The organism is Labrenzia sp. OB1 (assembly GCF_001624695.1).
In the GTDB taxonomy this organism is placed as follows: domain Bacteria; phylum Pseudomonadota; class Alphaproteobacteria; order Rhizobiales; family Stappiaceae; genus Roseibium.
This window is the reverse complement of sequence record NZ_JSEP01000005.1, coordinates 246,607-270,364: the sequence shown is the minus strand read 5'-3', so window position 1 is coordinate 270,364 and position 23,758 is coordinate 246,607. Positions and strand designations below refer to the sequence as shown.

At 61.4% G+C, this 23,758-nt stretch carries 17 protein-coding genes; 5 read left to right on the top strand and 12 right to left on the bottom strand.

The window, feature by feature from the left end:
* Nucleotides 1–157 precede the first annotated feature (157 nt).
* Nucleotides 158–1,021, top strand: a complete 864-nt coding sequence (locus OA90_RS09255; RefSeq protein WP_244274581.1) for an N-formylglutamate amidohydrolase — start codon at nucleotides 158–160, stop codon at nucleotides 1,019–1,021.
* 266 nt (nucleotides 1,022–1,287) lie between these two features.
* A complete protein-coding gene (hisN, locus tag OA90_RS09250; protein WP_068409674.1) occupies nucleotides 1,288–2,091 on the top strand; it encodes a histidinol-phosphatase in 804 nt (267 codons plus the stop codon).
* A gap of 17 nt (nucleotides 2,092–2,108) precedes the next feature.
* Here the strand turns inward: hisN and OA90_RS09245 are convergent, their stop codons facing one another.
* Both OA90_RS09245 and OA90_RS09240 read right to left on the bottom strand, forming a co-directional pair.
* On the bottom strand, nucleotides 2,109–3,197 hold the full coding sequence (locus OA90_RS09245; protein ID WP_208986049.1) for an alpha/beta hydrolase: 1,089 nt from the start codon (nucleotides 3,195–3,197) through the stop codon (nucleotides 2,109–2,111).
* A gap of 112 nt (nucleotides 3,198–3,309) precedes the next feature.
* On the bottom strand, nucleotides 3,310–3,723 hold the full coding sequence (locus tag OA90_RS09240; RefSeq protein ID WP_068409672.1) for a hypothetical protein: 414 nt from the start codon (nucleotides 3,721–3,723) through the stop codon (nucleotides 3,310–3,312).
* Between the two features lie 271 nt (nucleotides 3,724–3,994).
* On the opposite strand from OA90_RS09240, the gene OA90_RS09235 reads away from it, so the two are divergent.
* Nucleotides 3,995–4,441, top strand: coding sequence for an Hsp20 family protein (locus tag OA90_RS09235; protein ID WP_068409671.1), 447 nt, complete (start codon nucleotides 3,995–3,997; stop codon nucleotides 4,439–4,441).
* Between the two features lie 90 nt (nucleotides 4,442–4,531).
* On the opposite strand, the gene OA90_RS09230 is transcribed toward OA90_RS09235, so the two are convergent.
* From OA90_RS09230 to OA90_RS09210, 5 genes are all read right to left on the bottom strand, one after another.
* Nucleotides 4,532–5,590, bottom strand: a complete 1,059-nt coding sequence (locus OA90_RS09230; protein WP_068409669.1) for a low specificity L-threonine aldolase — start codon at nucleotides 5,588–5,590, stop codon at nucleotides 4,532–4,534.
* A 178-nt stretch (nucleotides 5,591–5,768) separates the two neighbouring features.
* Complete coding sequence (locus OA90_RS09225) at nucleotides 5,769–6,353, bottom strand: DoxX family membrane protein (RefSeq protein WP_068409668.1); 585 nt, start codon at nucleotides 6,351–6,353, stop codon at nucleotides 5,769–5,771.
* Between the two features lie 37 nt (nucleotides 6,354–6,390).
* Nucleotides 6,391–7,203, bottom strand: coding sequence for a DNA-binding domain-containing protein (locus OA90_RS09220; protein ID WP_082836931.1), 813 nt, complete (start codon nucleotides 7,201–7,203; stop codon nucleotides 6,391–6,393).
* Nucleotides 7,204–7,205: 2 nt separating this feature from the next.
* Nucleotides 7,206–8,102, bottom strand: coding sequence for a DUF692 domain-containing protein (locus tag OA90_RS09215; RefSeq protein ID WP_068409667.1), 897 nt, complete (start codon nucleotides 8,100–8,102; stop codon nucleotides 7,206–7,208).
* 69 nt (nucleotides 8,103–8,171) lie between these two features.
* Nucleotides 8,172–8,471, bottom strand: coding sequence for a DUF2282 domain-containing protein (locus tag OA90_RS09210; RefSeq protein WP_068409666.1), 300 nt, complete (start codon nucleotides 8,469–8,471; stop codon nucleotides 8,172–8,174).
* Between the two features lie 607 nt (nucleotides 8,472–9,078).
* On the opposite strand from OA90_RS09210, the gene gltB reads away from it, so the two are divergent.
* Together gltB and OA90_RS09200 are read left to right on the top strand one after the other, a co-directional pair.
* Complete coding sequence (gene gltB / locus OA90_RS09205) at nucleotides 9,079–13,806, top strand: glutamate synthase large subunit (protein ID WP_156510439.1); 4,728 nt, start codon at nucleotides 9,079–9,081, stop codon at nucleotides 13,804–13,806.
* Nucleotides 13,807–13,892: 86 nt separating this feature from the next.
* Complete coding sequence (locus OA90_RS09200) at nucleotides 13,893–15,323, top strand: glutamate synthase subunit beta (RefSeq protein WP_068409665.1); 1,431 nt, start codon at nucleotides 13,893–13,895, stop codon at nucleotides 15,321–15,323.
* Between the two features lie 284 nt (nucleotides 15,324–15,607).
* On the opposite strand, the gene OA90_RS09195 is transcribed toward OA90_RS09200, so the two are convergent.
* From OA90_RS09195 to OA90_RS09175, 5 genes are all read right to left on the bottom strand, one after another.
* Nucleotides 15,608–17,407, bottom strand: coding sequence for an NAD(P)/FAD-dependent oxidoreductase (locus OA90_RS09195; RefSeq protein WP_068409664.1), 1,800 nt, complete (start codon nucleotides 17,405–17,407; stop codon nucleotides 15,608–15,610).
* A 158-nt stretch (nucleotides 17,408–17,565) separates the two neighbouring features.
* The gene (locus OA90_RS09190) at nucleotides 17,566–19,311 is read right to left on the bottom strand and encodes a sigma-54-dependent Fis family transcriptional regulator (RefSeq protein WP_068409662.1); all 1,746 of its coding nucleotides are present in this window, start codon (nucleotides 19,309–19,311) and stop codon (nucleotides 17,566–17,568) included.
* A gap of 311 nt (nucleotides 19,312–19,622) precedes the next feature.
* Nucleotides 19,623–20,807: a DUF459 domain-containing protein gene (locus OA90_RS09185; RefSeq protein WP_068409659.1), complete on the bottom strand. Its 1,185-nt coding sequence runs from the start codon at nucleotides 20,805–20,807 to the stop codon at nucleotides 19,623–19,625.
* A gap of 36 nt (nucleotides 20,808–20,843) precedes the next feature.
* Entirely contained in the window at nucleotides 20,844–22,025 is a 1,182-nt protein-coding gene (locus tag OA90_RS09180) for a lytic murein transglycosylase (protein WP_068409657.1), read from the bottom strand.
* 166 nt (nucleotides 22,026–22,191) lie between these two features.
* Nucleotides 22,192–23,658, bottom strand: a complete 1,467-nt coding sequence (locus tag OA90_RS09175; RefSeq protein ID WP_068409654.1) for an outer membrane beta-barrel protein — start codon at nucleotides 23,656–23,658, stop codon at nucleotides 22,192–22,194.
* Between the last annotated feature and the right edge of the window lie 100 nt (nucleotides 23,659–23,758).

Below are 23,758 nucleotides of genomic sequence, written 5' to 3'. Positions count from 1 at the left end.
GGGGAAGAATGCCGCAATGATGCGGGCTTTTACGTTCGTGACAGTGGACTGTCGGCCGATTCCTTGGCACCATGGGAGAAGATCACACGGGACACATCATTTGACGGACGACGAGCGGCCTGATTTTCATACGCCCTTTGAAGCTGATTTCAACGGCCTGCCCGCGTTTGAAGTCCTGTGCCCCGCCGATCAGCGGGTTCCCTATATCTTCAATTCCCCCCATTCGGGCCGCCAGTATTCCAGAAACTTCCTGGCGTCCTCGCGTCTGGATGAAAATTCCATCCGGCGTTCCGAAGATGCCTATGTGGACGACCTCTTCGCGCATGTGGTGCCTCTCGGTGCGCCGCTCCTGCGGGCGCATTTTCCAAGAGCCTATCTGGATGTGAACCGGGAACCCTACGAACTTGATCCGAAGATGTTCGACGGCCGGCTCCCGGCCTATGCGAACAGCCGTTCCATCCGGGTGGCTGGAGGACTGGGCACGGTCGCGCGGATTGTCAGCGAAAATCATGAGATCTACCGTCACAAGCTGCCGGTGGAAGAAGCGCTGAGCCGGATCGAGCATATCTACAAACCCTATCACTCGACCCTGCGGCGCCTGCTAGCGCAGACCCATGTGACCTTCGGCTATTCAGTCCTGATCGACTGCCATTCCATGCCGTCTAGCGTGAAGTGCCAGACAACAGACGCGCGCCCCGACTTCATTCTCGGCGACCGCTACGGCACAAGCTGCAGCGGCGACCTGACGGAGTTTGCCTGTTCCGTTCTCAGAAACATGGGCTACAGCGTTTCGCGCAACAAACCCTATGCCGGCGGCTTCATCACGGAGCACTACGGCAGGCCTGCAAGCGGCCTGCATGCCCTCCAGATCGAGATCAATCGCGGCCTCTACATGGACGAGGCATCCCACCAGCCTTCCGCCGGATTTGCCGACCTGTTCCATAACTTGCGCAATTTCGCCCGCGAGCTCACTTCCATGCCCGACGCGGCCCTGCCGGCCGACTCCATCGCAGCAGAATAAAAAAAAGGCCGCACTCACATGAGGCGGCCTGAAGTCTAGGGAGGAAACGCCCAAGGAGGGCGGTGCAATACAACGTATCGCACCGCAATAAAATCGCACCGCAGCGCACAAAAGTCAAGTTCGCGAAGGCTTTGATATTGATCAAACATTGGGCAAAAAAGCCGGTTTTAGAGATTCATTTTTCAGCAAACACGGTTATATAAGCGACAATCCGGATTTTTTCGCAAATCGAAGAAATTCAACCTCCTGATACGCGGAAGGTATCGATGACCCAGGGCCAGACAGACAGCTCGAGTGAATTCTCCCCGTTTCTGGAGCAGCTCGCGGATGCCGCCAGCGCAGCGATCATGCCGCACTTCCGGCAGGGTTTTGCAGTCGACAACAAATGGGACAGCGGCTTCGACCCGGTGACCATTGCCGACAGAAACGGCGAAACGGCGATGCGGACGCTCATCAACCGCGCCTATCCGTCCCACGGCATCCTCGGTGAAGAGCATGGTCCGGAAAATCTGGACGCGGAAAACGTCTGGGTACTCGACCCGATCGACGGGACTCGCGCCTTCATCACCGGACTGCCGACCTGGGGAACGCTGATCGGCCTGCGCACCAACGGCAAGCCCAGCCTCGGCATGATGGCTCAGCCCTATATCGGCGAACGCTTCGCCGGGGATTGCCACACTGCCTGGTACAACGGCTCGCTCGGCTCCAGGAAACTCGAGTGCCGCCCCTGTGACCGGCTGAAGGACGCAACGATCTTCACCACAACGCCTGCCCTCTTCACCGACACGGAGCGGGCAGCCTACGACCGGGTCGAGGACGCTGTCCAGCTCGCCCGCTACGGAACAGATTGCTATGCCTATTGCATGGTCGCGGCCGGCCATGGAGATGCTGTCATCGAATCCAGCCTGCAGGCCTATGACATCGTCGCGCTCGTTCCGATTGTCGAAGGTGCCGGCGGCGTGGTGACGACCTGGACAGGCGGCTCACCTGCGGACGGCGGGCAGATCGTCGCCTCCGGCGATCCGCGTCTTCATGACACTCTTCTGCGGGAACTCGCCCGGGTCGCGTAATCCCGGGTGACGCGCCTTCAGAGATGGGCGCGTCGCATTTCCTGCTCCGCTTCCAGCCCCGGAACAAAAGCGTCGAACGCCGCCCAGAACTGATCTCGGAACACATCGCGTTCCATCATCAGCTCATGTTTGGCACCCGGAATTTCCAGATAGGCCGCCGCCTTGGTCCGAGAGACAAAATCCTCGGTAACAGGTGTTGAGACGATCCTGTCGCTGCCCGCCGCCAGAATAAGGCACGGAAGCTTCATGTTCGGACCGGCATCTCTTTTCCGCAGGGCCAGCATCGTACGTGCCGCGGCATTCAGCCAGCCGAAGGTCGGCGCGCCAAGACCGAGCTCGGGCGCGGCTTCAAGCACCTTGTTGAAGCGTTCGAACCGGGTTTTGTCCGAGGTCTGCCGGTTCGTCTCGAACGGCACACGGATCTCGCTGTTTCCTCCGGGAAGGAACAACCGTCCCAATCCGATCGCCGAACACAGTCGCGCAAGAGGAAATCCGACCCGCTCGCTGAAGACCGCACCCTTGCGAGCCCTGGTCTCATGCGCCGGACGCCCGAGCCGCCCGAGACTGAGGATCTTCAACGCGGAGCGGGAAAATCCACCCAAATTGGGAGGCAAGGCGCCGGATGGAAGGCCGAGCAGCGGCGAGATCAGCACGGCACGGTCAAGCATTGTCCGCAGCCGCTCCGAATCGGACAACAACACCAGGGCACCGGTGGAATGCGCCAGCGCGAAATGCGGGCCCGGATAGGTGGCCAGAGATATGTTCTTGAGCACGGTGCGCAAATCGAGCCGGAACTTGCCGAAATGCGAAACATGACCGCGTTTCGGATTGCCGGTCAACCGTTGTGAACCGCCCTGTCCGCGCCAGTCGAAGGTTACGACCGCAAAGCCGCGTTCGCGCAGTTCCGAAATTATCTCGAAATATTTCTCGATGTATTCCGCACGCCCCTGCAGCAGGGTCACCGTTCCCATTCGCTGCCGCCCACCCGCAGGCCAGTGCGCAAAACGGATACTGACGCCGTCAGGTGCGTCGATATATCCGGTCGTCGCACCGTCCGGCACGGGATTGTCTGGAAGATCTATCAGGTTCATGGCGATCCGGTTCACTCAGGAGACGCCTTTTGATACCCGGCTTCGTCCGGGCTCACAACAGACTTCGGGCCGGCACTGAACATGCACCGGCCCAGAAAGAAGTTGGCGGAAAAGCCTGGCGTCCGCGTTACCAGCGGTAACCACGGGCAATCGGGTGACTGCGAACGATGTGCGCATTGCGGGAATCGACGACCAGCCGAACCGGCATGCCCCGCCAGCCATTCGCGGTCACGATATACATCGGGCCCCGGCGATTTACGATCTGGATACGGTGAAACCCCCGGTGACGCAGGCTGCGGCGGATCTGACGCGGCCCCATGTGATACTGGTTCCAGCCATGACCGCCCTGCCAGCCACGACCACCCTTGCGCCCGTGACCGCCCTTGCGGTGATCGATCTGCACGACAAGCTCGGACTGCGCCGTCTGGCCCTTCAGCCCGGCGGCCTGGGGAGCGGCAACGGCTGAAGAAATAAATCCGGCGGATACCAGAAAAATGGCGCCGGCGATCGGGGCGGAAAATTTCGAAACATTGGCAAACATCGTTGATCTCCTGTCTTTGCCGCCAGCCCGTCGCTGACGTTGACCGGAAGATGCACCCTGCCGGTTGAACCAAACCGGAAGGCCCCATTCATCTCGCATTCATCTTCTGCTGACGTCCCCCACTGCCCCTTGAAATGAAAAAACCCAGTAACCACCTTTCCTGTGCAGGCGCCGAAAAGGGTCTGCAGCGCGCTCCAGTCCCGCCATTCCGGGGGACCGCAGGAACGCAATACCCAGTGAAGTATCAGTTGCTCAAAGAGAGGACAGACACATGCGTCACTTAGACTTTTCTCCCCTTTACCGGTCCACTGTCGGTTTCGATCGGCTTTTCTCGATGCTGGACAGCGCTGGCAGCGAAGCGCCAAGCTATCCGCCTTACAACATCGAACGGACCGGCGAAAACACCTACCGCATCACCATGGCGGTTGCCGGTTTCACCGATGATGAGCTTTCCGTGGAAGCCAGGGAACATGTTCTCACCATCAAGGGTGAGAAGGTGGAAGACGAATCCGAACAGGAAATTCTCTATCGCGGAATAGCGTCGCGCACTTTCGAGCGCCGCTTCCAGATCGCCGAACACGTTCGTGTCGAAGGCGCAAGCCTGGAAAACGGACTGCTCCATGTGGATCTCATCCGGGAAATCCCGGAAGCAATGAAACCGCGCAAGATCGAAATCAGCTCCGGTGCGGCAAAGCAGATCGAAACCACCGCTCACTAGGGCTGCTGCCTTCAAGTGAAGAGTGCCGAAACACGGGGTGCCCGGGAAACCGGGCGCCCTTCCGGCACAAAATGTACCCCATACCGTCCTTCAGACAGTTTCCGACAACACCTTCAGGAACGTCGTCACATCTTCTTCAGTGGTCGCGAAACTGGTGACCATGCGCAGGCAGACCTCATCTTCCGCCGGAGCGATATTGGAGGAGAGGCCCTTCGCGGGCCATTCGTAGAGCATGGCGCCTGCCGCCTCCAGTGCCTCGAACTGCCTGCGTTTCAATATCGGAAACACCTCGTTGGCTTCCACCGCCCAGGCGGTTCGCCCACCCTGGTTCCGGACTCCGTCCGCCAGTCTGGCTGCCATTTCATTTGCGTGGCCCGCAGCCGCAAGCCATGTGTCGTCCTGGAAGTAACCATCGAGCTGCGCGGCCACAAAGCGGCTCTTGGAAAACAGGTGCCCGCCACGCTTGCGCAGATATTCAAATCCGCTGGCGGCCTGTGGATCGAAAAACACCACGGCTTCGGCACACCAGCAGCCGTTCTTGGTCGCCCCGAAGGACAACACATCGACACCGGCCTTCCAGGTAATGTCCGCCGGTGTGCAGCCAAGCGTCACAAGGGCGTTGGCAAAGCGCGCGCCATCCATATGCAGTGGCACGCCGCGCGAGCGGGCAGCCTCCTTGACGGCGGCAATCTCCTCCAGGGTGTAGATCGTGCCGCTTTCCGTCGCCTGACTGATCGAGACCGTCGCCACCTGGCCGTGATGCACGACCCCGTCCGGATAAGCTGCCATCGCCTCGCGAAGATCTTGTGGCGCGATCTTTCCATCCGCCCCCGCAATGCCGGCCAGCTTGCCGCCTCCGGTCATGAATTCCGGGCAATTGCATTCATCGACCTGAATATGAGCATCGCTATGACTGAAGATGACGCCGCCGGGCCTGGCATAGGCAGCCAGCGCAAGCGAATTGGCGGCCGAACCCGTCGCCACGAAAAAGACGGCCACCTCCCGCTCGAAGATTTCATTGAATTTTTCCGAGACACGGTCCGTCAGCGGGTCCGTGCCATAGGCCGGCGCGAAGCCGGAGTTATGGCGGGTCAGAGCCGACATCACCGCCGGAGCCGCACCCGCCCAATTGTCGCTTGCGAAGTTCATGAGGCGGTTTAAGCATCTGTTCGCACAGGCGGCAACCGATTTCCCGTTTGCCGGAATTCCGGCCGAACTGTTCGGTTTCGCTCCGTGCCGGTACCCGCCCTTTCGCGTTCAGGCTCCGGTCGCTCCTGTGGACGCGAAACACTCCGTGCCCACAGGAACCAAGGGAAAGCGGCCGGGTTTAGTAGTACATTTCCCGGCGGCGGTAGTAGCGTCCGAGCAGCCAGTCCAGGGAAACCACGCCAGGGCCCTTGAGTGTCGGCACCAGCAGCAGGAAGATCCACAGCAGCCGGTCGTCCGAGATGATCGCATAGGGTTCGCCGTCGAACGGTCCGCCGATTGTCTTGGCATCCGCCCCGTGGCCATAGACGTCCACATAGGTCATGACGCCGATGAAGACGATCATGCCGAAGCTGGCGAACCGGGTGAACAGACCGACAACCACCATCGCCGGAAGGATAAACTCCCCCCAGGTACCCAGAAGCACCATCAGGCCATAGGGAAAAAAGGCGATCTGGCTGATATCGTAGCTGACCTGTTCCATCATCTTCGGCAACATCTGCGCATAGGCGCCCGCCGTTGGCGTGAAGATGTTCATGATGTTCCCGCCGATTTTCGTCAGCGCCGAATTCCAGAAGAATTGCAACAGGATCGCCGCGAAAACAAACCGGGCGGCCAGCCCCAGAAACCAGCCATTGGTCAGCCGTTCCAGCGCTCCGAACACCAGCGTGTACAATCTAACGAAGAAACCGATCAGCGCACCCATGAAATCCCCCTCTCAAAGCGTCCCGGACCAGCCGGGCTCAATATCCCTCTATAGCGGCGAATGCACCGCTTGAAAGGCAGTCCGACAAGCAGTCGGCCAATGAAAATTCCGAAGTCTTTTCCAGAGCCGAGGCAGCGGCCTCCTCCAGCGTGGTGCCCTCGAACAAGGCACTTAAGAACACTTCGCCTCCCGGCCGCAACAAAAAGACACTCACATCCATATCCGGCCGGGTGACCAGCACCGATTGCGGCTCGTCAAGATCGATGTTGACCACCGTGTCCGTTGCAAACCTGTTGGCCCGTACGAGATCCAGAACAGGCCAATTCGAGGTGACGATGGCCGCCGCGGGATGGCGCGCGAACCTGACCGATGCGATCTTTTCCGGCGCGACCGCGCCCAAGTCTGCCGGATCCAGCGGTGCGGCGTCCGCGGCGTGATAAGCCTGAAGCCAGGCCCATTCCACCCGGGCGACATCCGCCAGATAAGGATAGGCAGCGAGCGGTGGAAAACTCTCCAGGAAAGCGGCGAATCCGTCGCCGTACCACATAAGCACCGGCGTCTCGGGCGGGTGGTGCGTCACGAAGGTGCGTGCAAGCGCGTTGAAATAGTCTTCCCCGACCAGGGACAGAATGGTCGGAAAGCTCTGCCCGAGGGCTTCGCTGAGACTGACGATCACATTGTTGCGGTAAACATTGAAGCGTTTGGGAGCCGCCTTGCCGTCCGGTCCGACAAGACCGGATGGCGGTGCGGCATCGGGATCCAGCAAAGCCTTGCTGAACTCCCTTGAGCCGGATCCGGCTCCGGCGCCTGTCGGGTTGCCTGTGCCGGAAAGTGAATTGGGCGCGGCCATTGTCACACCGCGCGCCTGAGGCCGGGTTCCGCCGCCCGAGCAAGGATCTGCTCCGCAGCCTTGACCTCCGAGAAAAGAACAGGCCAGGCGGGAACCTCGTTGTCCCATTCGATCAGGGTCGGCAACGGGCCGTTGTTTTGAACGGCGCGCTCGTAAAGGTTCCAGACAGCGGCATCGACCTCGCGGTCATGCGCATCGATCAGCAGCGGCCGGCCGGCGTCATCGATGTCGGGGGCATGACCGCCGAGATGGATCTCACCGACTGCTTCGAGGGGAAAATCCCTGAGATAATCAGCCGCCGACTGCTGGTGGTTGGTACAGGAGACATGGACGTTATTAACGTCGAGAAGAAGTCCGCAGCCGGTTCGGCGCGTGATCTGCTTCAGGAAGTCCAGCTCGCTCATCGTGCTTTGTTCGAAGGAGATGTAGGTCGACGGATTTTCGAGAAGCATCTGCCGACCGACCGTCTCCTGAACCGCATCTATGTGATCGCACACCCGATCAAGCGCCGCTTCGTCATAGGGAACCGGCAGAAGATCGTTGAAATAAGAGGTTTCATGGGTCGACCAGGCCAGATGCTCGGAGAAAAGACCGGGCTCATAACGCCGGTTCAGTTCGGCGAGGCGCTGGAGATGCGCCTTGTCCAGAGCCTGCTCGCCACCGATGGACAGACCCACGCCGTGAAGCGACAGCGGATAGTCCTGCCGGATTGCTTCCAGCTGGCGGTGCGGCGGTCCGCCCGCGCCCATATAGTTCTCCGCATGAACCTCGAAGAAGCCGACGTCCGCACGGTCTGCCAGAATTTCTGAAATATGCTCCGGCTTGAGACCCGCTCCGGCGCGCGCCGGGATCACGGCATCGACACGGGACTGTCGGTATGGCGTGGCCTTGGAAATCATGACGGGCTCCAGAGCGGAAAACAGATGTCAGGCAGACGGCAGAAACTCCGTCTGCCCGAGAAGACCGGATCAGGCTTTCGGCAGATCCCGATTCAGTTCGGTCAGGGAACCGTGACGATCGCCGGGGACATCCATGGTAACGCATGTACCCTTGGGCACAAGGGTCCAGGCATTGCCCTGATAGTCGACAGTTGACGTTCCAGCGCACGTGGTTCCTGCACCGGCCTTGCAGTCGTTCTGGCCTTTGAGAGAAACGCCGTAACATTTCTCCTTGGCCTGCGCGTGAGCCGGCACGGTGGACGAAAGACCGGCAACCGCGGTCGCAACGGCACCGGCGACAATCGCCGCGGACATCGCTTTATGCTTCATCTTGTTCTCCTCTGGTCGTTCCTCGGATCCTGTATCAACCGTGCCACCCGAAAAGCGGCCCGGCTACAGAAGGTAAATGAACGTCTTGACGATAAATAGGAAATCAAACGCGTGTTACTCTTTTGCGAGCCGCACTAAGAAATCTTTAAGAGACGCAACATTCTTACTCAAAAAGCTCCGGATTCGACAATTCAAGACGAATGGCACTTTTTGCGCGAAACAATTATAATACCTGCTACAAGAAACGCTCTTGCTCCTGACTGAGAAATCTGTCATGGTCGCGCCGCCTGTAATAGGACAGCGATACTGTCCCATTTACTGCGGACCTACCGGCGATTGACGATACCGGGCCAGGAGCAGCGGACAGGCTGACCATTCTGCGAATCCGGGGAGGATTTGCGAAGCGGCGAGACGGAAAGTTTCGACAGCGGGAATACCGCTGTGTCATTGCGACGGTTGGTTTTCACGGACCGGCGCAGTAAATACAACAACAGAGCCGGGGCGGGAAAGCCAGGGTTCGCCGAGCCGCATTCTTGAAGGAATGCGACCCGAACGGAACCGGACGCTTCAAGCCACGGTGGCACTGGGGTTAACAGTGAGGGCGCACATGAGAAAAACGGAGCTGACGACCAGCACAGCCATCGAGGCAGGAGGCGTGGATTTGAAAACCACCGCCACACTTGCCGATCGACTGTACACGGCCGCCGACAAGGGGCTCTATGACAGTGCGCACGAACACGATGCCTGCGGTGTTGGCTTCGTCGCCCATATGAAGGGTGTGAAATCCCACCGGATCATCGCCGACGGATTGCAGGTTCTGGAAAACCTGACCCACCGCGGCGCGGTCGGCGCCGACCCGCTCATGGGTGACGGCGCGGGCATGCTTGTGCAGATCCCGCACGACTTCTTCAAAGAGGAAATGCAAAAAGCAGGCAGCGCGCTGCCGGAATTCGGCGACTATGGCGTCGGCTTCATCTTCATGCCGCAGGACCCTTCCCTTCGTGCCCGCTGCGAAGAAATCATCGAGAGCATCATCGAGGAAGAAGGCAAGGAGCTGATCGGTTGGCGCGACGTTCCCGTCGACAATTCCTCGCTCTCCAAGTCCCCGGACATCGCCGCGACCGAACCGAACTCCCGTCAGGTCTTCATCCGCAAGACCAACGGTGACGATGCGGATTCCTTCGAACGCCGACTTTACGTGCTGCGCAAGGTGATTTCCAACCGGGTGCGCGCCGAAACCGATGCGGTCGGCAAGGGCTTCTATATCGTTTCGCTCTCCAGCCGCACCATTGTCTACAAGGGCATGTTCCTCGCCTATCAGCTCGGCGCCTATTATGCCGACCTTAAGGACGAGCGTTTCACCTCGGCGCTTGCTCTGGTGCACCAGCGCTTTTCCACCAACACCTTCCCGTCCTGGGACCTCTCCCATCCTTACCGGATGGTCGCGCACAACGGCGAGATCAACACGCTGCGCGGCAACGTCAACTGGATGGCGGCCCGTCAGGCCTCCGTTTCCTCCACGCTTCTGGGCGACGATATCTCCAGGCTGTGGCCGATCTCCTATGAAGGCCAGTCCGATACCGCGTGCTTCGACAACGCCCTGGAATTCCTTGTCATGGGCGGCTATTCCCTTGCCCATGCAGCCATGATGCTGATCCCGGAAGCCTGGGCCGGCAACCCGTTGATGGACGACAACCGCCGGGCCTTTTACGAGTACCACGCCGCACTGATGGAGCCGTGGGACGGCCCGGCCGCCGTTGCCTTCACCGACGGCCGCCAGATCGGCGCGACGCTTGACCGCAACGGCCTGCGTCCGGCCCGCTACATCGTCACGAACGACGACTATGTCATCATGTCCTCGGAAGTCGGCGTTCTGCCGGTCGAAGAGGAACGCGTCCAGCAGAAGTGGCGCTTGCAGCCGGGCAAGATGCTGCTGATCGACCTGGACGAAGGCCGGATCGTCTCCGACGACGAGATCAAGCGCCAGCTGTCGACCGCCAATCCCTACAAGGACTGGCTGCACCGCTCGCAAATCGTTCTGGAAGATCTGCCGGGCGTACGCCAGCGCGCGCCGGTGGCGGGCGAAAGCCTGCTCGACCGTCAGCAGGCCTTCGGCTACACTCAGGAAGACATCAAGCTTCTGATGACGCCTATGGCGACCGTCGGCCAGGAAGCCATCGGCTCGATGGGAACGGACACGCCGCTCTCGGCCCTGTCCGACAAGTCCAAGCCGCTCTACACCTATTTCAAGCAGAACTTCGCCCAGGTCACGAACCCGCCGATCGATCCGATCCGCGAAGAGCTGGTGATGAGCCTTGTCTCCTTCATCGGCCCACGCCCGAATCTCTTCGACCTGGAAGGCCTGTCGACTTCCAAGCGGCTGGAAGTGCGTCAGCCGATCCTCACCAATGAGGACCTGGAGAAGATCCGCGCTATCGGTGACATCGCCGACAACCAGTTCTCCGCCAAGACGCTGGACATCACCTATAATGCCGAAAAGGGCGCCGGCGGCATGGCGGGCGCGGTCGAGGAACTGTGCGCGCGCGCCGAAAAGGCGGTCACGGACGGTTACAACATCATCATCCTGTCCGACCGGCTGATCAGCCGGTCCAGGATCGCGATCCCGGCCCTGCTCGCCACGGCCGCCGTCCATCATCACCTGATCCGCAAGGGCCTCAGAACCTCTGTCGGCCTGGTGGTGGAAACCGGCGAAGCCCGCGAAATCCATCATTTCTGCGTTCTGGCCGGCTATGGCGCGGAAGCGATCAACCCCTATCTCGCCTTCGAGACGCTGCTTTCGATGCATATGGAGATGGACTTCCCGCAGGAAGTCGATCAGCACGAGGTCGTCTACCGCTACATCAAGTCCATCGACAAGGGCATCCTGAAGGTCATGTCCAAGATGGGCATCTCGACCTACCAGTCCTATTGCGGCGCGCAGATCTTCGACGCTGTCGGCCTGTCCTCGCAGTTCGTGAAGAAATATTTCTTCGGAACCGCCACCATGATCGAGGGCATCGGGCTTGAGGAAGTTGCCGAGGAAACGGTCCGGCGTCACGCCGAGGCCTTCGGCGATGTCGCCATTTTGCGCCGCTCGCTGGATGTCGGCGGCGAATACGCCTTCAGAACCCGCGGCGAAAGCCACATGTGGACGCCGGATTCCGTCGCCACCCTTCAGCATGCGGTCCGTTCGGCCCTGCCGGACATGTACCGGGCCTTTGCCAAACAGGTGAACGAGGAAAGCGGCCGCTACGCCATTCGCGGACTTTTCCGCATCAAGAGCGCGGAAGAAATCGGCCGCAAAACCATCGACATCTCCGAAGTGGAATCGGCGGAGAGCATCGTGAAGCGCTTCGTCACCGGTGCCATGTCCTTCGGCTCCATTTCCCGCGAGGCCCATACCACGCTTGCGGTGGCCATGAACCGGATCGGCGGCAAGTCGAACACCGGCGAAGGCGGTGAGGAGCCCGAGCGCTTCAATCCGCTGCCCGATGGCTCGATGAACCCGCAGCGCTCCGCCATCAAGCAGGTTGCTTCCGGCCGCTTCGGTGTGACCAGCGAATATCTGGTCAACGCCGACATGATCCAGATCAAGGTCGCCCAGGGCGCCAAGCCCGGCGAAGGCGGGCAGTTGCCGGGCCACAAGGTGGATGCGGTCATCGCCAAGGTGCGCCACTCCACGCCGGGCGTCGGCCTCATCTCGCCGCCCCCGCACCATGACATCTACTCCATCGAGGATCTGGCACAGCTCATCTACGACCTGAAGAACGTCAATCCGCAGGCGGACATTTCCGTCAAGCTGGTGTCCGAGGTCGGTGTCGGCACCGTGGCCGCCGGCGTCGCCAAGGCAAGGGCGGACCATATCACCGTTTCAGGTTATGACGGCGGCACGGGCGCTTCTCCGCTCACCTCCATCAAGCATGCCGGGTCGCCCTGGGAAATCGGCCTTGCCGAAACCCAGCAGACCCTGGTGCTGAACGGCCTGCGCTCGCGCATCGCCCTTCAGGTGGACGGAGGGTTGCGCACCGGACGGGACGTCATTGTCGGCGCGCTGCTCGGCGCGGACGAATTCGGCTTCTCGACAGCACCGCTGATCGCCGCCGGCTGCCTGATGATGCGCAAGTGCCATCTCAACACCTGCCCGGTCGGCATCGCCACCCAGGACCCTGTTCTGCGCAAACGGTTCAAGGGCACCCCGGAGCATGTGATCAACTACTTCTTCTTTGTCGCAGAGGAAGTGCGTGAACTGATGGCCGGGCTTGGCGTCTCCACGCTGGACGATCTTATCGGCCGGTCCGACTTCCTCGACAAGAATGCCGCGCTTGAACACTGGAAAGCCAGGGGGCTCGACTTCTCCCGGATCTTCTTCCAGCCGGAAGCCGCGCCGGAAGAAACCCGCTGGACAATGCGCCAGCAGCATCCGATCGACGATATTCTCGATCGCCGCCTGATAGCGGCAGCCAAGCCGGCGCTGGACAACAGGGAACCGACCGTGATCGATGAAACCATCTGCTCGGTCGACCGGTCGGTGGGCGCCATGCTCTCCGGCGAGATCGCCAAGCGCTACGGCAACAAGGGGCTCAAGCGGCCGGACACCCTGAAAATCAATCTGAAGGGAACCGCAGGGCAGGCTTTCGGCGCTTTTGTCGCACGCGGCGTCACCATCGATCTGGCCGGCGATGCCAACGACTATGTCGGCAAGGGCCTGTCGGGTGGCAAGCTCATCGTGCGTCCACCGGAAAACAGCCGTATCGTTGCCGAAAACTCGATCATCGTCGGCAACACCGTTCTGTATGGCGCCACCGAGGGGGAATGTTACTTCCGCGGCGTGGCGGGCGAACGTTTCGCTGTCCGCAACTCCGGCGCCATTGCCGTTGTGGAAGGCGTGGGTGACCACGGCTGTGAATACATGACCGGCGGTGTCGTCGTCGTTATCGGCCAGACCGGACGCAACTTCGCGGCCGGCATGTCCGGCGGCATTGCCTATGTTCTCGACGAGGACGGCACATTCGGATCCCGCTGCAACCTTGCCATGGTCGAGCTGGAACCGGTGACCGAGGAAGACGACCTCCTTGAAAAGCTGCACCACCATGGCGGCGACATCGAGCACAAGGGCCGGGTCGACCTGTCCTGTGACATGTCCCGCCACGACGACGAACGTCTGCGTCAGATGCTCGCGAAGCATCTGGAACTGACCGGTTCCGCCAAGGCGGAGGCCATCCTGAACGACTGGTCGGCCTACCGGCCGAAGTTCGTCAAGGTGATGCCGGTCGAATACCGCCGCGCGCTTCGTGAAATGGAAGACCAGCGGCTCGGCATGGTCGCGGCCGAATAACGGGTCAATCGAACGACAGGGCTCTCGGCCGCATTCCGCGGCCGATTGCAGCCACTTGAGGACGCACACAGATTGAGGAGGTCGCCTTGGGGAAGGTAACCGGTTTTTTGGAAATCGACAGGCAGGAGCAGAAGTATCAGCCTGCGTCTGACCGTATCCGCCATTTCCGCGAATTCACCATTCCGCTGAATGAGCAGGAAGTCGTCAACCAGGCAGCACGCTGCATGGACTGCGGCATCCCGTTCTGTCACGGTCCCGACGGATGTCCGGTCAACAATCAGATCCCGGACTGGAACGATCTCGTCTATCAGGGTGACTGGGATATCGCCCTGCGCAACCTGCATTCGACCAACAATTTTCCCGAATTCACCGGCCGGATCTGTCCGGCGCCGTGCGAGGAAGCCTGCACGCTCAATCTGGAAGATGTTCCGGTCAACATCAAAAGCGTCGAGCAGGCCATCGCCGACAGGGGCTGGGAAGAAGGCTGGATCGTTCCCGAACCTTCCGCCACCAAGACCGGCATGACCGTTGCCATCGTCGGCTCCGGCCCGGCCGGCATGGCCGCGGCCCAGCAGTTGGCGCGCGCCGGACATACCGTGCACGTCTACGAGCGTGAACCGAAAGCCGGTGGTCTGCTGCGCTACGGCATTCCCGATTTCAAGATGGAAAAGCACTATATCGACCGCCGCGTCGGCCAGATGGAAGCCGAAGGCGTCAGCTTCCACTACGGCGTCAACGTCGGCGTGACCGTCAGCCTGGAAGAACTCGCCGAGCGTCATGACGCGGTCATCCTGTGCGCCGGCGCCGAGCGCCCGCGCGATCCGGGTGTCGGCGGCATGGAACTGGAAGGTTGCCACTGGGCCATGCCCTATCTGGTCCAGCAGAACCGCCGTGTCGGCGGCGAACCGGAAGGCGACGAGGCACCGATCTGGGCGGGCGGCAAACATGTCGTCGTCATCGGCGGCGGCGACACCGCCTCCGACTGCGTCGGAACGGCCTTTCGTCAGGGCGCGCTGTCCGTCACCCAGCTCGACATCCGCTCCATCCCGCCGCTCAAGGAAGACAAGCTCGCCGTCTGGCCCTATTGGCCGACCAAATTCCGTACCTCGTCCTCGCAGGCAGAAGGTGCGGAGCGCGAGTTTTCCGCAGCCACCCTCGCCCTTGTCGGCGAAGACGGCAAGGTGACCGGCGTGAAATGCGCCCGCGTCGATGAAAAGCGCCGCCCGATCGAGGGCACGGAATTCATCCTGCGCGCCGATCTGGTCCTCGCCGCCATCGGCTTTTCCGGACCGCTGCTGGAAACCTACATCGCCCAGGTTGGTGACATGCTCGAACTCGACGGGCGCACCAACGTGAAGGCCGATACGGAAACCTACAGGACCAGCCTCGACAAGGTTTTCGCCGCCGGCGACGTGCGCAAGGGCCAGTCCCTCGTCGTATGGGCCATCCGCGAAGGCCGCCAGGCGGCCCGCTCCGTCGATGAATTCCTGACCGGTTCCACCGACCTGCCGCGCTAGAGTTTTTCGCGTCTCACGTTTTCCCCGCCGCCCCGGCCTCCCACCGGGGCCTGGGAGCTGGTGTGGGCGAACCCAAAACGACCGTACGATTGGGAAGCGCTCGAACCTGTCCGGTACATGAGCGATATGGCGTTTGGCTCAGGCGGGTCGAATGAACAATCATTCGACCCGATACGCGATGGCACCAAAGCACTGCGGCAACGATTGGTCGGGCACGCCGGTTCACCGAAGGCAACGAAAGTGCGTGCCCGACCTCAAAAGACAGATCTCATCAATGCGCTTTGTCAACTCAGGTGGTGGACGTCCTCCAACCCGTAGACAGGTGTCGGGATACCCTCCATCCGTGCCTTGATCTGCAGCGACAGGAACTGCGAGTAGTGGCGCGACTGGTGCAGGTTGCCACCATGCATCCACAGGTTTGGCACCTGCGTCGGCTTCCACATGTTGCGCTGTTCGCCTTCCCAGGGTCCCGGATCCTTGGTGGTATCTGAGCCAAGGCCCCAGCATTTGCCAAGGGCATCCGCCGTCTCCTGCCCCATAAGGTCCGCCACCCAGCCGTTCATCGAGTTGTAGCCGGTGGCGTAAACGATGAGATCGGCCTCGAGATGACTGCCGTCGTCAAGAGCGACGCCGGTCTCGTCAAGCGATACGACTTGGCCACGCTTGAGCTTGATCTCGCCGTCGATGATGAGCTGGCTCGCGCCCACGTCGATGTAATAGCCCGAGCCGCGGCGCAGGTATTTCATGAACAGGCCGGACTCGTCGTCCCCCCAGTCGAGCCAGAAACCAGCCTTTTCCAAGCCCTCGTAGAACGCAGCATCGCGTTCCTTCATCTGCGCATAGGCCGGTATCTGGAACTCGTGCAGGATCCGATAGGGCAGCGAGGCGAAGATCAGATCGGCCTTTTCGGTCGTCATACCGTTACGGACAGCTTCCTCGGAGTAGAGCGCACCCAGTCCGATCTCCATCAGCGTGTCCGACCGTACGATGTGTGTGGAAGACCGCTGCACCATGGTCACGTCCGCGTCGTGTTCCCAGAGTGCGGCGCAGATGTCATGGGCCGAATTGTTGGAGCCGATGACGACCACCTTTTTGCCGCTCCACTTGTCCGGCCCGTCGTGTTCCGACGAATGCTGCTGCACGCCCTTGAACCTGTCCATGCCGGGGAAAGCAGGCATCCGCTTCTTGCCGGACATGCCGGTCGCCATGACAAGCTGCTTTGGACGCAACACGACCTCTTCGCCGTCGCGATCCACCACGACAGTCCATTCCCCCGTTTTCTCGTCGAAGCTGGCGGACTTGGCGGTTGTGCGGCTCCAGTAGTTCAGCTCCATCACCTTGGTGTACATTTCCAGCCAGTCGCCGATCTTGTCCTTCGGGGCGAATACCGGCCAGGTCTCGGGGAACTTGATATAGGGCAAATGGTCGTACCAGACCGGGTCATGCAGGCAGAGCGACTTGTAGCGCTTGCGCCAACTGTCGCCGGGCCGGTCGTTGCGCTCGACGATGATTGTCGGCACGCCCAGCTGTCGCAAGCGGGCGCCGAGCGCGATGCCGCCCTGACCGCCACCAATGATCACGCAGTAAGGCTGGGTTTTGTAACCGAGCTCGGCAGCCTCGCGTTCACGTTCTTCCTTCCAGGTCTCGCGATTCTTCCCGGCGCCGTGCTTGGCTCCGAGCGGGCGCATGAAACCCGCCGGTTCCTCGTGCCCCTTCAACTCGACCATCGTGGTCAGCAACGTCCAGATCTTGCGGTCCTTCAACCGCATGAGACCATAGCCCCGCGCCGTTTCGGTCTCGAACTGGATCCAGGCGGTGGTGACACCATCGTCCTCGGTGGGGGTCTCGCTCTCGGCCAGTTGCCAGTTTCTGGGCTTGGTCGTGGCCAGTTGGTGCTTCAGCATGTCCTCGACCTGGTCCTTGCCCTCAACCGTCTTGACGTTCCAGGTGAACGTAACAAGATCGCGCCAATAGCATTCGTCCAGGAACATGTCCCGCGCTTTGGCAATGTCGTTTTGAGTCAGCGCGGCGTCGAAACCATCCAGAAAAGCCTGGGTCCGGCCGGCAACGGTCGTATCGAGCATGTATTCCTCCCTTTTCGTTTTTGAAGTCAGTCCTCCGGTCCCACGCCTATCAAGGGAAAGCGCCGGCAGGCAACGGTATCCGGTCCCGACGCAGGGCAAATAGGGACGCTCCCCGCGTGGCCGTTGCGCGTGCAACGGCGCGCAACGGCAATGTTGCATCAGGTCGGTGGCGTAAGGCCTGCCTTGCGGAGGCGCCGCAGCATGGTCGAACGGTTCACGCCCAGCCGCCGCGCCGCCTGCGCCATATTCCAGCCGCAGGCCGCCAGCAACGCTTCAAGATCGTCGATACCATCCGCTTCAGGCTCAACCTGCTTCGGCGCGGCGGGCAGGTCCGGCAAGTCGATGACCAATCCTTCGGACATGGCAACGGCGACGTCCAGAACCTGCTCCAGTTCCCGGATATTCCCGGGCCAGATGCGCGATTTCAGTTCGGCCCGGGCTGCGGGGGACAGGCGTATATTTGCAGTGCAGCGCCAGCGAAGCAGACGGTCGATGAGCCAGTCCAGGTCGGCCCGATGGCGCAGCGGCGGCAATGCCAAGGTGGCGCCCGCGACGCGATGGAACAAGTCGTCGCGGAGAATGTCCGACAGTTCAAAGGCGGTACAGCGGCAGGACGCCACAATGCGAAGATCGGTCCGCCGGTCGAGCAGCGTCAGCAGGGCGGATTGCCCACCCGGCGGCATGTCTTCGATTCCGCGCAGAAACAACGTGCCGGGCTTCGCATCCGCAAGCAGTTCGATCGTGCCCGGCCCGGTGCAGCGAACGGCGTGAAAGCCGCGATCCCTGGGGCCGGCCACATGGATGGCGCGGGCCAGTCTTTCCTTCCCGGTGCCGGTCTCGCCGATGATCAGCAGCGGCACCTCCGTCGGCGCCAGGCGCGCCGCCTGCGCCAGAAGACGCCGCAACGCCGGATCAGTCCCGGCGAAGCTGCCCAGTGCTCCAGGCAGGGCCGTTTCGCGCTGCCTGAGCGCGGAGATCGTCGTCGGTGTCTGTGGGGCTATGGCATGGCCGAACAGGCAGCGCCCGTCCTTCAGCCGCAACACCCGCTCTTCGGTGGGGCGTCCACGCATGAGGTCCGGAAGGTTATCCATCGACAATTCCAGCCAATCGTCGATCCGCGAGCCGATCAGGCTGCCGCCCATCCCGGGATCCAGCGCCCTGCGCGCCCCCGATGTCATACCGATGATCCGGCCAGACCCGTCGAGCGCCACCGCGGCTTCGGGATCGACCTCCAGGAACTCGGGGCTGGTCGAGAAGCGAAGCACCCATTCCCGCCGGGTCGTCGCCATCAAGTTGGCCATCTCGACCCGCCGCGCCGAGGCGGTCACCAACCCCATGGCGAGGGACTGCGAGGATTTCGGCGAAGGCGAGCGCAAGAGCGAAATATCGAGCACCGCGGAAAACTCGCCCTTGGTGTCGAATATTGGGGCAGCAGTGCAGGACAGCGGTATATGCGCGAGCCCGAAGTGATCACTCTGATGGATGGTGACAGCTTTCCCGGTGACGATGCAGGACCCGACACCGCAGGTGCCGGCCAGGTCCTCGGTCCAGTTCGAGCCAAGATAGAGCCCGGCCTGGCGCAACTGATCCTCGAAACGCGGATCGCCGAAGAAATCGACGCAAACGCCCTTTGCATCGGCGAGAAGCAACACGTAGTTTTGTCCCGCAACCTGTTGGAAAAGTGTCTGGAGGCCCGAGCGGGCCGTGGCGATGAGCCGTTCCGACTGCTCGCGATGCGCGCGCAGCTCGGACTCGGTAACGACATGGGCGGGGTCCGGCCGCGAGGGATCCATGCCATAGCTCTGAACGCAACGCCTCCAGCTCTCCGTAACCAGGCTGTCGCGCCCGGTTTCCACCCCGCGCAGCACACGGTCGATTTCATCGACATGTTCAAGATCACGCATCCCGTCCTCCCACGGTTGCCCGCGGTCAGGATAGCGCGTTGACCGGATCAGCGCCATGCCCGCACAAAGGTGGTCGGACATAGCCAAAAACCGGACTGACCGCGATCACATCGCGGAGCCCCGAACGGCTGACTTGAGGACGCAGTCTCGCTGTTCGCAAGCAGCGGCCCCGGCCCTTTTTACCGAAAGCCCTTCAAGCCGGATCTCTTGTTAAAATCGGCCCTCAGCAGGCTGATTTGGTCCCGGATCAAGTCCGGGACGGCGTGGAGTGTTGGGCATGTCGGATGGAGTGACGGTCGAAGGTCACGCTTCTACGACCCGCTCGGCACAGCGTCCCCGAGCGCCGAAGCTCCCTCCACCGGCATGCGCGGATCGTCGACGCGGCCGGGGACCGGGGGGAGCGGTTTGCCGATGACGAAGAGGCCGTAGGCCGCGCTGTCTCGATCCATTTGCGCGTCTTCTTCGCCGCCGAGGAGCAGGGTTTCGGGCGAGGTCGTGCGGCCGGTCAGAACGATGAAGTTCGGATCGTCCTCGACCCCTTCAAAGGCCAGGCCGCCGTAGCCGCCCAGAAGGCGCGACAACTCCCGTTCGACGAAAAACGCCACCTTTCGGTACCCGGCCCAGGTGAAATCGATCCTGTTATTCGCCCGCAGTTTGGCGTTCTTGCCGTCGACATCCGGTCCATAGGAGGAATAGCTACCGTCATCGGCCAGAAAAATGTCCCAGATGTCGACATAGCGGACACGCCGGTCTTCCGCCGCGCTCTGGAAAATCGAATTGAGCTGGGTGAAATCGCCGTTGAGGAGTTCCTGGTTGGTGGGCGGCAAACCGGCCCAGACAATCGGCTTTCTCTCCTGTCGGACCACACGGATTAGCGCGTCGATCTTTTTGCGGTAGATGTCCAGCCACTCGGCGGTCATGAATTCCACCGGCGGCTCGCCGGGAAAGGATTTGCCTATATCCTGCTGGCCGATCATCACGACCACGGCCTTCACGTCCGCTCCGCGTATCCTGGACAGCACCTGGGACGCCCAGTCGGGCGCGGTATCCCCGGCAAAACCGGCCTTGTCTTCCGTAACCGCTTCAATGCGGATCTGCGGTTTGTCCGCCAGCGTGTACCTGAGACCGTCGGCAACCCCGCGCGCCATACGGTCGCCGACCACCAGGATCAGCCCCGCATCCGGATCCTTCGGCATGACTTCGAATTTGGGCGGCGTTCCGGCAGGGCGGGCCACCTGCCGTTTGCGCGTGCTGGAAGGCTGCTTCTGTGCGGGTTTGCGCTCCCGACCGCCGCCGAAGAGCCGCTGCAGAGGCGCGAAGGGATTGAACCCGCCGAACACCCCGTTCTGCGCGACAATAATTTCCCTGCCCGGCGCATCCTGCGCCAGAGCAGCAGGAAGCTCGCCGCTGAAGACAACGAGTGAAAAAGCAACAGCCAGCCCTGCAATCAACCTTGTTGCCTGGCTGCCTCTGTTTTTCCAGGTTCGGATGGTCACACCGGGCTCCAGATGGAAATGGGTCTCGGGTTGACTTTACCCGTCCATCTTCAGATGCGCCAGCAGAACCACCGAGGCATAACCGTCCGGAACCAGTCCTCTGGAGCTCTGATAGGCGCGGATGCCCCGCCGGGTCGCCGGTCCGATCTTGCCGTCGGCGGTCCCGACGGAAAATCCGCGGCGGTTGAGCAGCGCCTGGAGTTCCGCCGTCTCGGACCGGTTGAGCGGCATATGTTCCCGGGACCAGTCGCCTTCCAGCGTGCCGCCACCGATGATCCGATCCGCCAGAAGGCCGACCCCAAGAGCGTAGGCTGTCGCGTTGTTGTAACGCTTGATCACATAGAAATTACGCAGCATCAGAAACGCAGGTCCGTTGGCTCCGGCGGGCAGCACCAGAATGGCGTTGTCCGAAGGCCGCGGAAAATTCTTGCCGTTCGAACGGCTGATGCCGTAGCGGCTCCATTCGGCCAGCGTCAGCGTCTTGTCGCCGTCGGCCTTGTGATAGTCGAAACCGGCCGGCAACTTGACTTCGTAGCCCCAGGTTTTGCCTGTCTGCCAGCCGTGCTTGCGCAGATAGGCCGCCGTGGAGGCCAGCGCGTCGGGAATGGAGGTCCAGATATCCCGGCGGCCGTCGCCGTCATAATCGGCCGCATAGGCCTTCCAGCTGGAAGGCATGAATTGCGTATGTCCCATGGCTCCGGCCCATGAGCCCTCCATATCCTTAAAGCGGACATGCCCGGCCTGAACGATGCCAAGGGCGGTGACCAGCTCCTTTTTCCAGAAGCTCTTGCGGCGCGGCGCGGCATAAGCCAGCGTCGCCAGCGCCTGCACCACATTGTGCCGGCCCATGAAGCCGCCGTAATTGGTTTCCATGCCCCAGATCGCCAGCACCGCCTCGCGGTCGACCCCGTAACGGGCCTCGATCTGCTTCAGGACAGGCCCGTACTCGTTCAGCAGCTTGCGGCCCTTCTCGACCCGGTCTTGCGACACCGCGCTGTCGAGATAGTCCCAGATCGGTTTGACGAATTCCGATTGCTTGCTCATCAGACGCAGCGTGTCGTCGTCCGGCTGCATGCCTGAGAAGACGGCGTTATAAGTCTGGGAGGAAATTCCGGCCGCCTTCGCCGTCGGCCAGAACCCGGAAACGAACCGCTTGAAGCCCGCGTCGGCCTGCGCCGGCAGAGCCCAGACGATCAGACCGGCTGCAAGGGCTGCCATGCAAAGAGAACGCGGCAAGACCGTTTTCAGAAGAGCATCCAAGGGCGCAGAGAAATTTACGTTTGCTAAATGACGCATAGGTGTCCGCATAAGGGCCTCCTTCAGCCCGTTCCGTATTCGCTTCTGCCCCCGCACCATAATTGGTCTTGTTTAGGTTACCGTAGAGTTAATGCCGGAATCTCAAGCCGGCTTCAACCGCATTTTCCGAATAGTCGCTGTCCGACTGGGAACTGTCAAATCGGCTGTGGGTGTAATTGGCGGTCAACGCCACGTTGCGGGTCAGGGCGAACGTCAGTCCGCCGAAGCCGCTCAGGGTGTTTTCCTCGATCGAAACGCCCTCATAGGTTCGGTAGCTGTAACCGAAGCCGGTCTCCGCGACGAAACGATCGCTGAAGGCATGGGCGAGGCGGACATCGCCGGAATAGATAATCGAGCCGCTCGACCCGTCGATATCGGTTGCCTCGAAGCTGGTTCCCGCACCCGCCGTGACGGTCGTCAGGCGGCTCGGCGACCAGACCAACGAGGCGTCCACCACGAGGCCGGACAGGTTATCCAGCCTGCTGTCCTCTATGTCCTCGATCCGCCAGCCGGCTCCCAGTTCGCCGGTGATTTTCGGGCCTGAGGCCACGGTCAGGCCGCCTCGCAACTGATAGCCGTTGGCGTCGCGCTTCTCGCACAGGCTGTCGCTGCAGCTCTGGTCGTAGCGCCGCAAAAGCAGCGAGCCTTCGACGAAGGGCGACAGAACACTCCCGGTATTGCCGTCCAGCCGCAGATTTGCCGAATAGAGCGTGTTGTCGCGTCCGCTTTCCGAGCTGCCGCCATCGGTTGTGTAGGTATTGCGATCAGCGTCGAAAGAGGCGGTTGCCGCGACCAGGCCGATGGCTCTCGTGGCGCCAAGGCTGGCCGAGATCGTCTGGACATGATCCGTGCCGGAGGAAGATTCCGCGCTGCTGTCCTCTTCCCTGGAATAGGTATAACCCAGCCCGCCGTTCATTTGCGTCGCTTCGCTGACATCGAGGCGCAGATTGGCCACTGCCGCGACAGAGGTGTCATTGTCGTCAGGCGACTCCGGGTAACCAGTGAAGGAACCGCGAAAGGACATGTCGAGCTGATGCCGGGACCAGCCGGACGTCAACGAAACATCCGGTGACAGATTGTACAACCCGCCGGACGTTCCGTTCGCCGACCCGGAGGTATTGTCCGTCCAGCCCGAGGACACCGTCAGCTGCGGCGTCAGGGTGAACGAGCCCAGACGTATACCATCCGCCGCGTCGAAGGACGTATCGCCGTCGAAGACAGTCGCATCGACCAGAGTTTCCGAAAGGGGAACGGCCCGGTCGACCGCGGCAAGGCGATCGGAAAAGGGCCTGACGGATTGAACCCGTCCGTTTGTTCCAAGTCCACTCGAACCTGTTTCCGCCTCGGCGCTGTTGATCGTTCTCCTAAGCGGATAGATATCGGCTTGCGTGGGATTACGCGTCTGGCTCTGCGCCACCGCAGCTTCTGCATCGTCCGCGGCCAGCGGATCTTCCGGATCGCCCGCGCCCCTCAGGTCCGACACGGCCGTCTGAGCAGCCGCCGGCATGGCCTGCAGGAAGGCTGAACAGAGTATAAGGAGCAGGATAACGCGCATGAACAGTCAGAACCGGTGGGTTTCAGGATCAGGTTCAAACTGAAGAAGGATGGTTAATCCTTCGTTTCTTTTTCGCAATGTGGATGCGGAAAGAACTATA

Excerpts from the sequence above, each read along its gene's own strand:
- hisN (WP_068409674.1), top strand. The coding sequence starts at position 1,288 with ATGACCCAGGGCCAGACAGACAGCTCGAGTGAATTCTCCCCGTTTCTG.
- OA90_RS09230 (WP_068409669.1), bottom strand. The coding sequence starts at position 5,590 with ATGAACTTCGCAAGCGACAATTGGGCGGGTGCGGCTCCGGCGGTGATG.
- OA90_RS09215 (WP_068409667.1), bottom strand. The coding sequence starts at position 8,102 with ATGATTTCCAAGGCCACGCCATACCGACAGTCCCGTGTCGATGCCGTG.
- OA90_RS09175 (WP_068409654.1), bottom strand. The coding sequence starts at position 23,658 with ATGCGCGTTATCCTGCTCCTTATACTCTGTTCAGCCTTCCTGCAGGCC.
- OA90_RS09195 (WP_068409664.1), bottom strand. The coding sequence starts at position 17,407 with ATGCTCGATACGACCGTTGCCGGCCGGACCCAGGCTTTTCTGGATGGT.
- OA90_RS09240 (WP_068409672.1), bottom strand. The coding sequence starts at position 3,723 with ATGTTTGCCAATGTTTCGAAATTTTCCGCCCCGATCGCCGGCGCCATT.
- gltB (WP_156510439.1), top strand. The coding sequence starts at position 9,079 with ATGAGAAAAACGGAGCTGACGACCAGCACAGCCATCGAGGCAGGAGGC.
- OA90_RS09190 (WP_068409662.1), bottom strand. The coding sequence starts at position 19,311 with ATGCGTGATCTTGAACATGTCGATGAAATCGACCGTGTGCTGCGCGGG.
- OA90_RS09235 (WP_068409671.1), top strand. The coding sequence starts at position 3,995 with ATGCGTCACTTAGACTTTTCTCCCCTTTACCGGTCCACTGTCGGTTTC.
- OA90_RS09210 (WP_068409666.1), bottom strand. The coding sequence starts at position 8,471 with ATGAAGCATAAAGCGATGTCCGCGGCGATTGTCGCCGGTGCCGTTGCG.
- OA90_RS09225 (WP_068409668.1), bottom strand. The coding sequence starts at position 6,353 with ATGGGTGCGCTGATCGGTTTCTTCGTTAGATTGTACACGCTGGTGTTC.
- OA90_RS09220 (WP_082836931.1), bottom strand. The coding sequence starts at position 7,203 with ATGGCCGCGCCCAATTCACTTTCCGGCACAGGCAACCCGACAGGCGCC.
- OA90_RS09180 (WP_068409657.1), bottom strand. The coding sequence starts at position 22,025 with ATGGCAGCCCTTGCAGCCGGTCTGATCGTCTGGGCTCTGCCGGCGCAG.